The organism is Pseudomonas sp. NPDC090208 (assembly GCF_044746785.1).
Taxonomy (GTDB): Bacteria; Pseudomonadota; Gammaproteobacteria; order Pseudomonadales; family Pseudomonadaceae; genus Aquipseudomonas.
In genome coordinates, this window is sequence record NZ_JBIVCU010000006.1 from 39,900 (window position 1) to 55,005 (window position 15,106).

Genomic DNA, 15,106 nt, shown 5'->3' on the forward strand with positions numbered 1-15,106 from the left:
CCAGTTGGAATAAGAAAGGACTTCATGAAACGTCTGCTGCTAACTGCGGTTCTTTCCGCACTGATGATCGCCGAAGTTCACGCCGAGTCCTTCACTATCTCCGATATCCGTGTCAACGGCCTGCAGCGGGTTTCCGCCGGCAGTGTGTTTGGTGCGTTGCCGTTGAACGTGGGCGAGACGGCCGATGACGCGCATCTGGTCGACGCTACCCGTGCCCTGTTCAAGACCGGTTTCTTCCAGGATATCCAGCTGGGCCGCGACGGTAACGTTCTGGTCATTACGGTGGTCGAGCGCCCGTCGGTTTCGAGCATCGAGATCGAGGGCAACAAGGCAATCACCACTGAAGACCTGATGAAAGGTCTGAAGCAGTCGGGTCTGGCCGAAGGCGAGATTTTCCAGCGTGCGACCCTCGAAGGCGTGCGTAACGAACTGCAGCGCCAGTACGTGGCCCAGGGCCGCTACTCGGCTGAAGTCTCCACCGAAGTCGTGCCGCAACCGCGCAACCGTGTCGGTCTGAAGATCAACATCAACGAAGGTGCGGTCGCAGCGATCCAGCACATCAACGTGGTCGGCAACTCGGTTTTCAAAGAAGAAGACCTGACCGACCTGTTCGAACTGAAGACCACCAACTGGCTGTCCTTCTTCAAGAACGACGACAAGTACGCCCGTGAAAAGCTGTCCGGCGACCTGGAACGTCTGCGTTCGTACTACCTCGACCGCGGCTATATCAACATGGATATCGCCTCGACCCAGGTGTCCATCACGCCTGACAAGAAAAGCGTGTACATCACCGTCAACATCCATGAAGGCGAGAAGTACAAGGTCAAGTCGGTCAAGCTGAGTGGCGACCTCAAGGTGCCGGAAGATCAGGTCCAGTCGCTGCTGCTGGTGCAGCCGGGCCAGGTATTCTCGCGCAAGGTCATGACCACCACGTCCGAGCTGATCACCCGTCGTCTGGGTAACGAGGGTTACACCTTCGCCAACGTCAACGGCGTGCCGACGCCGAACGACGAAGATCACACCGTGGACATCCTGTTCGCCGTCGATCCGGGCAAACGTGCCTACGTGAACCGCATCAACTTCCGTGGCAACACCAAGACCGCTGACGAAGTACTGCGTCGCGAGATGCGTCAGATGGAAGGCGGCTGGGCTTCGACCTACCTGATCGACCAGTCCAAGACCCGTCTGGACCGTCTGGGCTTCTTCAAGGAAGTCAACGTCGAGACCCCGCCGGTGCCGGGCACCGATGACCAGGTCGACGTCAACTACGCCGTGGAAGAGCAGGCTTCCGGTTCGATCACCGCCAGCGTCGGTTTCGCCCAGAGCGCCGGTCTGATCCTCGGTGGTTCGATCAGCCAGAACAACTTCCTGGGTACCGGTAACAAGGTCAGCATCGGTCTGACCAAGAGTGAATACCAGACCCGCTACAACTTCAGCTATGTCGATCCGTACTTCACCCCGGACGGCGTGAGCCTCGGCTACAGCGCGTTCTACCGCAAGACCAACTATGACGACCTCAACGTCGACATCGCCAGCTACTCGGTAGACAGCATCGGCGCCGGCATCAACATGGGCTACCCGATCAGCGAGACTTCGCGTCTGAACTTCGGTCTGTCGGTGCAGCAGGACCAGATCAACACCGGTACCTATACCGTTGACGAGATCTTCGACTTCCTGGACAAGGAAGGTGACAGCTTCACCAACTTCAAGGCGTCCGTCGGTTGGTCCGAATCGACGCTGAACAAAGGCACCCTGCCGACCCGTGGTCACTCCCAGAGCCTGACACTGGAAACCACGATCCCGGGCAGCGACCTGTCGTTCTACAAGCTTGACTACCGTGGCCAGCTGTTCCATCCGCTGACCACCAACACCACCCTGCGTCTGCACTCGGAGCTGGGCTACGGTGACGGTTTCGGTTCGACCTCGGGTCTGCCGTTCTATGAAAACTACTACGCAGGTGGCTTCAACTCGGTGCGTGGCTTCAAGGACAGCACCCTGGGCCCGCGCAGTACGCCAAGCCGAGGCGCAGATAACGGTGGTAAGCCGGGTACAGCTCAGGACCCGGATCAGGATCCGCTGCCATTTGGTGGTAACGTGTTGATCACCGGCGGTGCCGAAATCCTGTTCCCGCTGCCATTCGTCAAGGATCAGCGCTCGCTGCGTACCTCGCTGTTCTGGGACGTGGGTAACGTTTTCGACACCAATTGCGGCGCAACCAAGACCACTATTAACGGAGAGAAGGTCGAGTGTAACGGCCCTGATCTGTCCGGTCTGGCAAGCTCTGTCGGTGTTGGCGTGACCTGGATCACCGCTCTGGGCCCATTGAGCTTCGCTCTGGCCATGCCGGTGAAGAAACCGGACAACAATACCGAAACCCAGGTTTTCCAATTCTCTCTCGGTCAGACCTTCTAAGGGTCTGATCACCGACAACGACAACGGATTCTGTAGGAGTTACATCGTGCGTAAGTTGACCCAACTGGCCCTGCTGGCAACGGTTCTGGTAGCAGGCCCGGCATTCGCTGACATGAAAATCGCCGTTCTGAACTATCAGATGGCATTGCTGGAGTCCGACGCTGCCAAGAAGTACGCGGTCGATGCCGAGAAGAAGTTCGGTCCGCAACTGACCAAGCTCAAGGCGCTGGAAAGCAGTGCCAAGGGCATCCAGGATCGTCTGGTAGCCGGTGGCGACAAAATGGCCCAGCCTGAGCGCGAGCGTCTGGAACTGGACTTCAAGCAAAAAGCCCGTGACTTCCAGTTCCAGTCCAAGGAACTGAACGAAGCCAAGGCCGTTGCCGACCGCGACATGCTCAAGCAGCTCAAGCCGAAACTGGATCAGGCTGTCGAAGAAGTGATCAAGAAAGGCGGCTATGACCTGGTGTTCGAGCGCGGTGCCGTGATTGATGTCAAGCCTCAGTACGACGTCACTCGCCAGGTCATCGAGCGCATGAACCAGCTGAAGTAACTTCATGACTGCGACTATCACACTCGGCCATCTGGCCGAGTTCCTCGGTGCCACGCTTCGTGGCCCGGCGGACAGAGAAATCACCGGACTGGCGACCTTGCAGGAAGCCGGTCCTGGTCAGGTCAGCTTTCTGGCCAATCCGCAGTACCGTAAATTCCTCGCGACCACCAACGCCTCTGCCGTGCTGCTCAAGCCCGCGGATGCCGAAGGCTACGCCGGAGATGCACTGCTGATCGCCGATCCGTATCTGGCGTACGCGCGTATTTCTCACCTGTTCGACCCCAAACCCAAAGCTGCTGCGGGCATCCACCCGACCGCCGTCGTTGCCGATGATGCGGTTGTCGATCCTTCTGCCAGCGTCGGGGCTTTCGTGGTCATCGAGAGCGGTGCCCGCATCGGTGCGAGTGTGACGCTCGGAGCGCACTGTTTCATCGGTGCACGCAGCGTGGTGGGCGATGGCGGCTGGCTAGCGCCTCGCGTGACCCTGTACCACGACGTGCGCATCGGTCAGCGTGTGGTCATTCAGTCCGGCGCAGTGCTGGGCGGTGAGGGTTTCGGTTTTGCCAACGAGAAAGGCGTCTGGCAGAAGATCGCGCAGATTGGCGGTGTGACTGTCGGCGACGATGTCGAGATTGGCGTGAATACCGCCATCGACCGTGGTGCGATGGACGACACCCGTATCGGCAACGGTGTGAAGCTGGATAACCAGATTCAGATCGCCCATAACGTCCAGGTGGGAGATCACACGGCCATGGCCGCGTGCGTGGGGATTTCCGGCAGCACCAAAATCGGCAAGCACTGCATGCTCGCAGGCGGTGTCGGGTTGGTTGGCCACATCGAAATCTGCGACGGCGTGTTCATCACCGGCATGACCATGGTGACCCATTCGATCACCGAGCCGGGCTCCTATTCTTCGGGTACGGCCATGCAGCCGGCTGCGGAATGGCGCAAGAGCGCGGCGCGGATTCGCCGGCTGGATGATATGGCACGACGCCTGCAGCAGCTGGAAAAAAATCTCGAGGCAGTGACCTCAGGCGGTAAAGCATCATCTGATGGCTGATACTTTTTTCTTATCAAGTGTGCAAAGCCGATAAACTGCCTCCTTGATTTGCCAGAGGAGTGCCGCGCGTTCGTCGCGCACTCCCCATCTTGACTACAGGCTTCCTCTCGAAATGATGGACATCAACGAAATCCGCGAATATCTGCCCCACCGTTACCCGTTCCTGCTCGTGGACCGTGTGGTGGCGCTGGATGTCGAGAACAAGAGCATTCGTGCCTACAAGAACGTCAGCATCAATGAACCGTTCTTCAATGGTCATTTCCCCGCGCATCCAATCATGCCGGGCGTGCTGATCATCGAGGCCATGGCGCAGGCCGCCGGCATCCTGGGCTTCAAGATGCTTGACGTGAAGCCTGCTGACGGCACTCTTTATTACTTCGTGGGCTCCGACAAGCTGCGTTTCCGTCAGCCGGTACTGCCGGGCGACCAACTGATCCTTGAAGCCAAGTTCATCAGCTGCAAGCGTCAGATCTGGAAGTTCGAGTGCCAGGCGTCGGTGGACGGCAAGCCGGTCTGCTCCGCAGAAATCATCTGTGCGGAACGTAAGCTATGAGTTTGATTGACCCTCGCGCAATCATCGATCCGACGGCCGTTCTGGCCGACAACGTGGAGGTCGGCCCGTGGTCGATCGTCGGGCCCGGTGTGGAAATCGGCGAGGGTACGGTCATTGGCCCGCATGTGATCCTGCGTGGCCCGACCAAAATCGGCAAACACAACCACATCTACCAGTTTTCTTCGGTCGGTGAGGATACGCCTGACCTGAAGTACAAGGGCGAAGCGACGCGCCTGGTGATCGGCGACCACAACGTCATCCGCGAAGGCGTGACCATTCACCGTGGCACCGTTCAGGACCGTTCGGAAACCACCATCGGTGACCACAACCTGATCATGGCCTATGCCCATATCGGTCACGACAGCGTCATCGGCAATCACTGCATTCTGGTCAACAACACTGCGTTGGCCGGGCATGTGCACGTTGCCGACTGGGCGATCCTGTCGGGTTTCACCCTGGTTCACCAGTACTGCCATATCGGCGCCCACAGCTTTTCCGGCATGGGCACCGCCATCGGCAAGGATGTTCCGGCGTTCGTCACCGTGTTCGGCAACCCGGCCGAAGCGCGCAGCATGAACTTTGAAGGCATGCGCCGTCGCGGTTTCTCCGATGACTCGATTCATGCGCTGCGTCGCGCCTACAAGACGGTCTATCGCCAGGGTCTGACCATCGAAGAGGCCATCGTCGAGCTGGCCGAGCCAGCGGCACAGTTCCCTGAAGTCGCCCTGTTCCGCGACTCCATCCAGAATTCGACCCGCGGCATCACCCGCTGATCATGGGTGCCCTGCGGATCGCGCTGGTCGCCGGAGAAGCCTCCGGCGACATCCTCGGCTCGGGTCTGATGCGCGCCATCAAGGCGCGCCATCCTGATGCTCAATTCATCGGTGTCGGCGGACCGCTCATGGAAGCGGAAGGCATGCGCTCGTACTTCCCGATGGAGCGTCTTTCGGTCATGGGGCTGGTCGAGGTGCTGGGCCGTCTCAAAGAGCTGCTGGCACGGCGCAAGGAGCTGATTCAGACGCTCATTGCCGAAAAACCGGACGTGTTCATCGGTATCGACGCGCCGGACTTCACCCTCAACATCGAACTCAAACTGCGTCAGGCCGGGATCAAGACCGTGCACTACGTCAGCCCGTCGGTGTGGGCGTGGCGGCAGAAGCGTGTGCTGAAGATTCGCGAAGGCTGCGACCTGATGCTGACCCTGCTGCCATTCGAGGCGCGTTTCTACGAAGAGAAGGGCGTGCCGGTGCGTTTTGTCGGCCATCCGCTGGCTGACACCATCCCGCTGGCTGACACCATCCCGCTGGACGCCGACCGCTCCGCTGCTCGTGCCGAACTTGGGCTGGGCGAGGGCAAGGTGGTCGCGCTGATGCCGGGCAGTCGCGGTGGCGAAGTCGGTCGCCTGGGTGCGCTGTTTTTCGATGCGGCAGAACGCTTGCTGGCACAGCGTCCGGACATTCGTTTCGTGCTGCCTTGCGCCAGCCCGCAACGTCGCGCGCAGATCGAACAATTGCTGCAAGGCCGCAATCTGCCGTTGACCCTGCTCGACGGTCGCTCCCATGTTGCCCTTGCCGCCTGTGACGCGGTGCTGATCGCCTCGGGTACGGCCACGCTGGAAGCCTTGCTGTACAAGCGGCCTATGGTGGTGGCTTACCGCCTGGCGCCGCTGACCTACTGGATTCTCAAGCGGATGGTGAAAAGTCCGTACGTCTCGTTGCCGAACCTGCTGGCCCAGCGCCTGCTGGTGCCTGAGCTGATTCAGGACGCCGCCAGCGCCGATGCACTGGCACAGACCCTGTTGCCGCTGCTCGACGACGGTTCCGTGCAGACCGACGGCTTTGACGCCATCCATCGAACCTTGCGTCGCGACGCCTCCAATCAGGCCGCCGAAGCGGTGTTGAGCCTGATTGGCCGTTCGCCTTCACCATGAGTACGCAATCAATGCAAATGGGTCTGGACTTCAATCTGGTCGAAGATCTGGTCGCCGGTGTCGATGAGGTAGGCCGTGGCCCGCTGTGCGGCGCCGTGGTGACCGCAGCGGTGATTCTCGATCCGGGCCGCCCGATTCTGGGCTTGAACGATTCGAAGAAACTCACCGAAGCCAAACGTGAAAAGCTGTTCGACGAAATCCGCGAGAAGGCCCTGTGCTGGCACATTGCGCGGGCCGAAGTCGAAGAAATCGACGAGCTGAACATCCTTCACGCCACCATGCTGGCGATGAAGCGCGCGGTCGAAGGGCTGATCGTTACGCCGAAGCTGGCGCTGATCGACGGTAACCGTTGCCCGCAACTGTCAGTACCTTGCGCGCCGGTCGTGCAGGGCGACGCCCGGGTGCCGGCCATCGCCGCCGCGTCGATTCTGGCCAAAGTCACCCGTGACCGGGAAATGGCCGAGATGGAGCTGATCTATCCGGGCTACGGCATCGGCGGGCACAAGGGCTATCCGACCCCGGTGCATCTGGAAGCGCTGGCGCGGCTCGGGCCGACGCCGATCCACCGGCGCTCCTTTGCTCCGGTGCGCGCCGCCTGGGAGGCGCGCGAAATGCTGACCGCCACCGGTTTCAGTCCGCTGCCGCTGAATTGATCGCGGGCTGATGTTTTCATGAGAGGCCGGTACAATCCGGCCTTTGTTTTCTGTGCGCCATAGGATCACCCATGTCGGCTTCTTTCGTTCATCTGCGCATGCACACCGAATACTCTCTGGTTGACGGTCTGGTCCGGGTCAAGCCGCTGGTCAAGGCGCTGACCGGCCTGGGCATGCCTGCGGTGGCGGTGACCGACCAGAACAACCTGTGTTCGCTGGTCAAGTTCTACAAGACCGCCATGGGTGCGGGGATCAAGCCGATCTGCGGCGCCGACATCTGGCTGGCCGGTCGCGACAAGGATGCGCCGCTCAGCCGCATGAGCCTGTTGGTGATGAACCCCAAGGGCTACCTCAATCTCACCGAGCTGATTTCTCGTGGTTTCATGACCGGCCAGCGCAACGGCATGGTGATCATCGAGCGCGAATGGGTGGCCGAAGCCAACGAGGGGCTGATTGCCCTGTCGGCGGCGAAGGAAGGCGAGATCGGCATGGCCTTGCTGGGTGGCAATCCGGCGGAGGCCGATGAGCTGCTCAAGGAATGGCTGGCGGTTTTTCAGGACCGTTTCTACATCGAGATCCAGCGCACCAGCCGCATCAACGACGAAGAACACCTGCACGCCGCCGTGGCCCTGGCCGACCGTCATGGCGTGCCGCTGGTGGCGACCAACGATGTGCGCTTCATCAAGCAGGAAGACTTTGAAGCCCACGAAACCCGCGTCTGCATCGGTGAAGGCCGGGCGCTGGACGACCCGCGCCGCTCGCGCAACTACAGCGACCAGCAGTACCTGAAAAGCGCCGAGGAGATGGCCGAGCTGTTCAGCGATCTGCCCGATGCGCTGGAAAACACCGTCGAGATCGCCAAGCGCTGCAACATCGATGTGCGTCTGGGCAAGGCTTTCCTGCCCAACTTCCCGATCCCTGATGGCATGACCATCGACGAATACTTCCGCAAGGTGTCCTTCGAGGGCCTGGAAGAGCGTCTGGCCGTGCTGTGGCCAAAGGAAACCACGCCCAACTACGAAGCCAAGCGTCAGGTCTACGTCGATCGGCTGAATTTCGAGCTGGATATCATCATCCAGATGGGCTTCCCCGGTTACTTCCTGATCGTTATGGACTTTATCCAGTGGGCCAAGAACAACGGCGTGCCGGTCGGCCCCGGACGGGGTTCGGGTGCCGGTTCGCTGGTGGCCTATGTGCAGAAGATCACCGACCTCGACCCGCTGGCCTATGACCTGCTCTTTGAACGTTTCCTCAACCCCGAGCGGGTTTCGATGCCCGACTTCGACGTCGACTTCTGCATGGACGGTCGCGACCGGGTGATCGACTACGTGGCCGACAAGTATGGCCGCAACGCGGTGAGCCAGATCATCACCTTCGGTTCCATGGCCGCCAAGGCGGTGGTGCGCGACGTGGCGCGGGCCCAGGGCAAGTCATTCGGTCTGGCCGATCGTCTGTCAAAGATGATCCCGTTTGAAGTCGGCATGACCCTGGAAAAAGCCTACGAGCAGGAAGAAATCCTGCGTGACTTCCTCAAGACCGACGAGGAAGGCGCGGAAATCTGGGAGATGGCGCGCAAGCTCGAAGGCGTGGTGCGTAACGTCGGCAAGCACGCCGGTGGTGTGGTGATCGCGCCGACCAAACTGACCGACTTCGCGGCCATTTACTGCGACGAAGAAGGCAGCGGTCTGGTAACCCAGTACGACAAGGATGACGTCGAGGCCGCAGGCCTGGTGAAGTTCGACTTCCTTGGTCTGCGTACGCTGACGATCATCGACTGGGCGATGAAGACCATCAACCGCGACCGCGCCAAGGTGGGCGAGGAACCGCTGGACATCGCCTTTATTCCGCTGGATGACGCGCCGACCTACGATCTGCTGCAAAAGGCCGAAACCACGGCGGTGTTCCAGCTTGAATCGCGGGGCATGAAGGAGCTGATCAAGAAGCTCAAGCCCGACTGCCTGGAAGACCTGATCGCACTGGTGGCACTGTTCCGTCCCGGCCCGCTGCAATCGGGCATGGTGGATGACTTCATCAACCGCAAGCACGGCCGCGCCGAGCTGGCCTATCCGCACCCGGACTATCAGTACGAAGGTCTGCAGCCGGTACTGGCACCGACTTACGGCATCATCCTGTATCAGGAACAGGTGATGCAGATCGCTCAGGTCATGGCCGGTTACACCCTCGGCGGTGCGGACATGCTGCGTCGCGCCATGGGCAAGAAAAAGCCCGAAGAAATGGCCAAGCAGCGTGGTGGCTTCATTGAAGGCTGCGCCACCAATGGCATCGACGCCGACCTTGCGGGCAACATTTTCGACCTGGTGGAAAAATTCGCCGGTTACGGTTTCAACAAATCCCACTCCGCCGCCTATGGTCTGGTGTCGTACCAGACCGCCTGGCTGAAGAAACACTACCCGGCGCCGTTCATGGCGGCGGTGTTGTCGGCGGACATGCACAACACCGACAAGGTCGTGACCTTGATCGAAGAAGTGCGGACCATGAAGCTGCGCCTCGATGCGCCGGACGTGAACAACTCAGAGTTCAAGTTCACGGTGAACGACGAGGGCCGCATCGTTTACGGCCTGGGGGCGATCAAGGGCGTGGGCGAAGGTCCGGTGGAAGCGATCACCGAAGCGCGGGCAGCCGGTCCGTTCAAGGACCTGTTCGATTTCTGCGAGCGGATCGACCTCAAGCGGGTCAACAAACGCACCATGGACGGCCTGATCCGCAGCGGCGCGCTGGACCGTCTCGGCCCGTTCTTCTACGACGAACCGAAACAGTATCAGGCCAATATCGACCGCAACCGCGGCGTGTTGCTGGCTGCGCTGGAAGAGGCCATTCAGGCCGCCGAACAGACTGCGCGCAGCCATGACAGCGGCCACGCCGACCTGTTCGGTGGGCTGTTCGTGGAAGAAGATGCCGATGTTTATGCGAACCATCGCAACGCTCGCGAGGTCACTCTCAAGGAGCGGTTGCGTGGCGAGAAGGACACCCTGGGTCTGTACCTGACCGGTCACCCGATCGACGAATACGAAGGCGAGATCCGCCGGTTTGCCCGGCAGCGTATCGTCGATCTGAAACCGGCCCGTGATACCCAGACCGTGGCGGGTCTGATCATTGCCCTGCGGGTGATGAAGAACAAGAAAGGCGACAAGATGGGCTTCATCACCCTGGACGACCGCTCCGGGCGCATCGAGGCCTCGTTGTTTGCCGACTCGTTCGCGGCGGCGCAGTCGCTGCTGCAGACCGATGCCATGGTGGTCGTGGAAGGCGAGGTCAGCTCCGATGACTTCTCTGGTGGCCTGCGTTTGCGTGCCAAGCGGGTCATGAGTCTGGAGGAGGCGCGGACCGGTCTGGCCGAAAGTTTGCGTCTGACCGTGCGTAGCGAGGCGCTCAAGGGCGACCGTCTGCGCTGGTTGGGCGACCTGTGCAAGAAGCATCGGGGAGCGTGTCCGATCACGCTCGATTACACCGGGCAGGATGCCAGGGCGTTGCTGCAGTTTGGCGAAGCGTGGCGGATCGATCCCGCAGACAGCCTGATTCAGGCCCTGCGTGACCAGTTCGGACGAGAGAACGTCTTCCTGCAGTATCGCTGAAAGCTGATCTTACGAATTTATTAAAACTCGACCCGCGAGCGCCAATTCCATTAAGGTATGGCGCTTACGGATCAACCGGCCGGCCTCTTGGCCGTCGACCCAAGACGGATGCCTATGAACCCGAATTTTCTGGATTTCGAACAGCCGATCGCTGACCTGCAAGCCAAGATTGAAGAGCTGCGTCTGGTAGGCAATGACAACTCGCTGAACATCAGCGACGAAATCTCTCGACTGCAAGAGAAGAGCAAAACGCTCACCGAAAGCATTTTCGGCAACCTGACCAGTTGGCAGATCGCGCGCATGGCGCGTCATCCGCGTCGTCCGTACACCCTGGACTACATCGAACACATCTTCACCGAGTTCGACGAGCTGCACGGCGACCGTCATTTCTCCGACGACGCTGCCATTGTGGGCGGTATCGCGCGTCTGGATGACCAGCCAGTGATGGTGATCGGTCATCAGAAAGGCCGCGAAGTGCGCGAGAAAGTGCGCCGCAACTTCGGCATGCCGCGTCCTGAAGGCTACCGCAAGGCCTGCCGTCTGATGGAGATGGCCGAGCGCTTCAAGATGCCGATCCTGACCTTCATCGACACGCCGGGTGCTTACCCGGGTATCGACGCCGAAGAGCGCAACCAGAGCGAGGCCATCGCCTGGAACCTGCGCGTGATGGCGCGTCTGAAGACGCCGATCATCGCCACCGTGATCGGTGAAGGTGGTTCCGGTGGTGCGCTGGCCATCGGTGTCTGCGATCAGTTGAACATGCTGCAATACTCCACGTATGCGGTGATTTCGCCGGAAGGCTGCGCTTCCATTCTGTGGAAGACCGCCGAGAAGGCGCCGGATGCCGCTGAAGCCATGGGTATTACGGCCGAGCGCCTGAAAGGCCTGGGTATCGTCGACAAGGTCATCAGCGAGCCACTGGGTGGCGCGCACCGTGATCCGGCTGCGGCTTCCGCCTCGATTCGCGAAGCCCTGAGCAGCCAGCTGGCCATGCTCAAGAAGTTCAACAGCGATGAACTGCTGGCCCGTCGTTACGAGCGTCTGATGAGCTACGGCGTTTAATCAAGACGCTGCTGTTCTCGGTCCGGTCGGCGCAATCCAAGGTCACCTTGCATGAGCAAACCGGACAGTGTCACCCAAGCGTTAACCACACGGCTGTTGTCGCGCCTTGATCTCTGGCGCGACGCAGCTGTCTGGCATGTCGCGTTTTCCGGTGGGCTCGACTCCACTGTCTTGCTGCATCTTCTGGCCGATCTCTCTCGGCACCAGCACATTCCCCCCTTGAATGCCGTTCATGTCCATCACGGTTTGCAGGCCGTTGCCGCGTCGTGGCCGGGGCATTGTCGTCAGGTCTGCCAGATTCTCGGCGTGCCGTTGCAGGTCATCGACGTGCAGGTGCGCTCGGGCGCAAGCCTGGAGCAGGCGGCGCGGGATGCGCGCTATGCCGCCTTCGACGAACTGTTGCAGCCCGGTGAACTCTTGCTGACAGCGCAGCATCGTGACGATCAGGCCGAAACCCTGATGTTCCGTCTGTTGCGTGGTGCTGGCGTGCGTGGTCTGGCGGCGATGCCGGTGCAGCGCGCGTTGGGAGAGGGGAGGTTGCTGCGCCCGCTGCTGGACGAGTCGCGGGCGACGCTGGAGGCCTATGCGGCAGAGCAGCGCCTGAGTTGGGTTGAAGACCCGAGCAATCGGGACAGCCGTTTTTCGCGCAATTTTCTGCGTCAGCACGTCATGCCGATGCTTACTTCGCGCTGGCCGCAGGCGCTCGCCAGTCTGTCGCGCAGCGCGGCGCATCTGGCAGAGGCGCAGGGCCTGCTGGACGAACTGGCAATCCAGGACCTGGCGCTGGCCGATGTACCGGCGCCATGGCCGTGGCTGGAATTGCCGTCCCTGGCGCTGGCACCGTTGCAGACCTTGTCCGTGGCGCGCCAGCGCAACGCCTTGCGGCACTGGCTGGCGCCATTGACGCGGCTACCTGACAGCGACCATTGGGCCGGCTGGGATTCGTTGCGTGATGCCGGTCCCGACGGGCGACCGATCTGGCGTCTGGCCGACGGTCAGTTGCACCGCGCCGAGGGGCGCATCTGGTGGCTGTCCGGTGTCTGGCTCAAGGACGTCGCTATCTCGCAGCACTGGTCGAGTGCATCACAACCGCTGCAACTGCCGGGCAACGGCATGCTGCAGATTGTTGGCGAAGTGCCCCATGGCGGCCTGCATGTGCATTACCGCAAGGGTGGCGAAACCCTCGACGTGCCGGATCGCGGACGGCGCGATCTCAAACGCCTGCTCAACGAAAAAGGCGTGCCGGTTTTTTTGCGCGGCAGGTTGCCGCTGTTGTATCGCGGCGAGCAGTTATTGGCGGTGGCGAACCTGCCCGGACTGGACGCAGACCCCCGTGGCGACTGGCGATTGCACTGGCAGCCACCGACGAATGACCACGGTTTGAGATGAGAGCCCGTTTCCGGTAGACTACGCTCCCTTCTTGATACAGCTTATGTCGATCCTTCCGGAACGACGTGAGTTGCCGATTTCCAGCCAGTCTTTACTGGGCGATTCTCAAAATGTGGCGAGCAATGGACAGGTGCGGATGTGGCCAGTCGCTTTCAACGCAGCAGTTTCAGGAATGCACGGTGAGACACGCAGGTCATCGGGGGCTTCGGCCTTCCTTCGCTTTCCCAGGCGGCTATGACCGCTTTAACGCAGACTTCTAGGGTTTTTCATGACGCGCTACATCTTCGTCACGGGCGGTGTTGTTTCTTCATTGGGGAAAGGAAAAGCCAAACCATAATAAGCCTACATACTGGAGTAGAGACGACTTAAGGTCACCATGCTCAAGCTGGATCCGTACATCAACGTCGACCCGGGCACCATGAGCCCGTTCCAGCACGGTGAAGTGTTCGTCACCCACGACGGCGCCGAAACCGACCTGGACCTGGGCCACTACGAACGTTTCATTCGTACGACCATGACCCAGAACAACAACTTCACCACCGGCCGTGTGTACGAACACGTCCTGCGCAAAGAGCGCCGTGGTGATTATCTGGGCGCGACCATCCAGGTCATTCCGCACATCACCGACGAAATCAAGCGCCGCATCATCAAGGGCGCCGGCGATGCCGACGTCGCACTGGTCGAGATCGGCGGCACCGTGGGTGACATCGAGTCGCAACCGTTCCTGGAAGCCATCCGCCAGTTGCGCGTCGAAGTCGGCTCCAAGCGCGCGATGCTGATGCACCTGACCCTGGTTCCGTACATCGCCACCGCGGGCGAAACCAAGACCAAGCCGACCCAGCACTCGGTCAAGGAACTGCGCTCCATCGGCCTGCAACCTGACGTGCTGATCTGCCGCTCGGACCATCCGGTGGATGTGTCCTCGCGTCGCAAGATCGCGCTGTTCACCAACGTTGAAGAGCGTGCGGTGATCTCGCTGGAAGACGTCGACACCATCTACAAGATCCCGGCCGTGCTGCACGCCCAGGGTCTGGATGACTTCGTCGTCGAGCGTTTCGGCCTGCAATGCGGCGGCGCCGACCTGTCCGAGTGGGAAAAGGTCGTCGATGCCAAGCTCAATCCTGAGCACGAAGTCACCATCGCCATGGTCGGCAAGTACATGGAGCTGCTGGATGCGTACAAGTCGCTGATCGAAGCGATGAGCCACGCCGGCATCACCAACCGCACCAAGGTCAACCTGCGCTACATCGATTCCGAAGACATCGAGAATCAGGGCACCGGCCTGCTGGAAGGCGTGGACGCGATCCTGGTTCCAGGCGGCTTCGGTCTGCGTGGCGTGGAAGGCAAGATCACTGCCGTGCAGTTCGCTCGCGAAAACAAGGTGCCATACCTGGGTATCTGCCTGGGCATGCAAGTGGCGGTCATCGAGTTCGCCCGTAACGTGGTGGGCTGGAAAGACGCCAACTCCACCGAGTTCGAGCGCAACAGCGCGCACCCGGTCGTTGGCCTGATCACTGAATGGGCCGATTCCACCGGCGCCGTCGAAACCCGTACCGAAACCTCCGATCTGGGCGGCACCATGCGCCTGGGCGCGCAGGAATGCCAACTGGAGCCGGGCTCTCTGGTGCACGACTGCTACGGCAGCGACACCATCGTCGAGCGTCACCGTCACCGCTACGAAGTGAACAACAACCTGCTGCCACAGCTGGTCGACGCCGGCCTGAAAATCTCCGGTCGTTCCGGCGATGGCGCGCTGGTCGAAGTGGTCGAGTCCAAGGACCATCCATGGTTCGTGGCTTGCCAGTTCCACCCTGAGTTCACTTCCACGCCGCGTGACGGCCATCCGCTGTTCAGCGGTTTCGTCAAGGCAGCACTTGCTCAGCGTCAGAAGAACGCCTGATAGG

General features: G+C 60.8%; 10 protein-coding genes and 1 pseudogene. All 11 read left to right on the plus strand.

Features of this window, described 5'->3' with window-relative positions:
- Positions 1–24: 24 nt before the first annotated feature.
- The 11 genes and pseudogenes from bamA to ACIPL0_RS12340 all read left to right on the plus strand — a co-directional run bounded on the left by bamA (position 25) and on the right by ACIPL0_RS12340 (position 15,102).
- Complete coding sequence (gene bamA / locus ACIPL0_RS12290) at positions 25–2,412, plus strand: outer membrane protein assembly factor BamA (RefSeq protein ID WP_400596913.1); 2,388 nt, start codon at positions 25–27, stop codon at positions 2,410–2,412.
- A gap of 46 nt (positions 2,413–2,458) precedes the next feature.
- Positions 2,459–2,962: an OmpH family outer membrane protein gene (locus ACIPL0_RS12295; RefSeq protein ID WP_400596914.1), complete on the plus strand. Its 504-nt coding sequence runs from the start codon at positions 2,459–2,461 to the stop codon at positions 2,960–2,962.
- Positions 2,963–2,966: 4 nt separating this feature from the next.
- Positions 2,967–4,022 (plus strand): UDP-3-O-(3-hydroxymyristoyl)glucosamine N-acyltransferase, encoded by a 1,056-nt coding sequence (gene lpxD / locus ACIPL0_RS12300; RefSeq protein WP_400596915.1) that lies wholly within the window; start codon positions 2,967–2,969, stop codon positions 4,020–4,022.
- A gap of 112 nt (positions 4,023–4,134) precedes the next feature.
- The gene (fabZ, locus tag ACIPL0_RS12305; RefSeq protein ID WP_279893329.1) at positions 4,135–4,575 is read left to right on the plus strand and encodes a 3-hydroxyacyl-ACP dehydratase FabZ; all 441 of its coding nucleotides are present in this window, start codon (positions 4,135–4,137) and stop codon (positions 4,573–4,575) included.
- A complete protein-coding gene (gene lpxA, locus ACIPL0_RS12310; RefSeq protein WP_400596917.1) occupies positions 4,572–5,348 on the plus strand; it encodes an acyl-ACP--UDP-N-acetylglucosamine O-acyltransferase in 777 nt (258 codons plus the stop codon). Before fabZ ends, lpxA begins: the two co-directional genes overlap by 4 nt.
- A gap of 2 nt (positions 5,349–5,350) precedes the next feature.
- Positions 5,351–6,505: a lipid-A-disaccharide synthase gene (lpxB, locus tag ACIPL0_RS12315; RefSeq protein WP_400731536.1), complete on the plus strand. Its 1,155-nt coding sequence runs from the start codon at positions 5,351–5,353 to the stop codon at positions 6,503–6,505.
- A gap of 11 nt (positions 6,506–6,516) precedes the next feature.
- Positions 6,517–7,158 carry a ribonuclease HII gene (gene rnhB, locus ACIPL0_RS12320; protein ID WP_400596919.1) on the plus strand — a complete coding sequence of 214 codons (642 nt, stop codon included), beginning with the start codon at positions 6,517–6,519 and terminating at the stop codon, positions 7,156–7,158.
- 71 nt (positions 7,159–7,229) lie between these two features.
- Positions 7,230–10,751 carry a DNA polymerase III subunit alpha gene (gene dnaE, locus ACIPL0_RS12325; protein ID WP_400596920.1) on the plus strand — a complete coding sequence of 1,174 codons (3,522 nt, stop codon included), beginning with the start codon at positions 7,230–7,232 and terminating at the stop codon, positions 10,749–10,751.
- A gap of 114 nt (positions 10,752–10,865) precedes the next feature.
- Entirely contained in the window at positions 10,866–11,813 is a 948-nt protein-coding gene (locus tag ACIPL0_RS12330) for an acetyl-CoA carboxylase carboxyltransferase subunit alpha (RefSeq protein ID WP_400596921.1), read from the plus strand.
- 51 nt (positions 11,814–11,864) lie between these two features.
- Positions 11,865–13,202, plus strand: coding sequence for a tRNA lysidine(34) synthetase TilS (gene tilS / locus ACIPL0_RS12335; RefSeq protein ID WP_400596923.1), 1,338 nt, complete (start codon positions 11,865–11,867; stop codon positions 13,200–13,202).
- A gap of 268 nt (positions 13,203–13,470) precedes the next feature.
- Positions 13,471–15,102: pseudogene (locus tag ACIPL0_RS12340) on the plus strand (CTP synthase).
- Positions 15,103–15,106 lie beyond the last annotated feature (4 nt).